The following is an 830-nucleotide window of genomic DNA, read 5'->3' as shown; positions in this document are numbered from 1 at the left end:
GACGCGCCAGACCTTCAGCCCGCTCTCCCGGCCGAGATCGACCGGCGCCGCCCAGTCCGGCGCGCGGCCGTCCAGCAGGCGGGCGGCGAAGCCGTCGGGCCGCGCGGCCACGTGGCCCTTCACGTCGCCCGCGATCGGGCACAGCGCGACGTAATCGACGCGCGTGTCCCGGACGATGCGGCGGGCGTCGTCCGGCGTTCCGGTGAAGGCCTCGAGCTGCGCCATCAAGCCGGAGACGTTGCGGTGGTAGGGTCCGGCGACGGTGGCGTGGGGGGAGAAGGCGAGCACAGCCGGGCCGGCGTCGGGCGGGGTGAGGACAAGGCCGCGCGGAAGCCGGGCCAAGGCCTCGAAATCGCCGCGCGGGCAGCGGTTCGGCGTCGGCGGGATCAGCGGAGCGCCGAGGATCAGGAGCGCCAGCAGGCCCGCGACCGCCGCCGAGATCGGGTTGCACGCCAGAAGAGCGAGCGCGCCGCGCAGGGGCCGCGCGCCCTGCCTCGAGGCCGCCGCAACCGTGGCGGCGAGGAACGGCGCGGAGAGCGCCAGCGCGAACACCGTGCCGCGCATCTGCCAGACGGCGAGCCCCGCCGCCACCACGAACACGGCGAAGACCGTCGCGACGGTCGCCCGCCGTCCGGGCGCGGCGGTCAGTAGCAGAATGAGACCAGCGAGCGCCCCCGCCGCGACGCTGGTGACGATGACGATGGCGGCCCCGGCGTCTTCGCGCCAGAGCGCGGGCAGGCTGCGCGCCTCCGCGATCCCGGCCAACCAGTCGGTGACGAGGCGCGGCGGCAGCGCGGCGTAGGGATCGCCGAGGCAGGCGGGCGCGGCCG

General features: G+C 76.6%; 1 pseudogene. It reads right to left on the bottom strand.

Annotated elements, in window-relative coordinates:
* Positions 1-830, bottom strand: a pseudogene (locus tag ACFQ4O_RS17925) (hypothetical protein); the annotation flags it as partial.

The organism is Methylopila musalis (assembly GCF_042679725.1).
Classification (GTDB): domain Bacteria; phylum Pseudomonadota; class Alphaproteobacteria; order Rhizobiales; family Methylopilaceae; genus Methylopila; species Methylopila musalis.
Note: the sequence above shows the minus strand (reverse complement) of the source record. Positions and strands in the feature narration are given on the sequence as shown.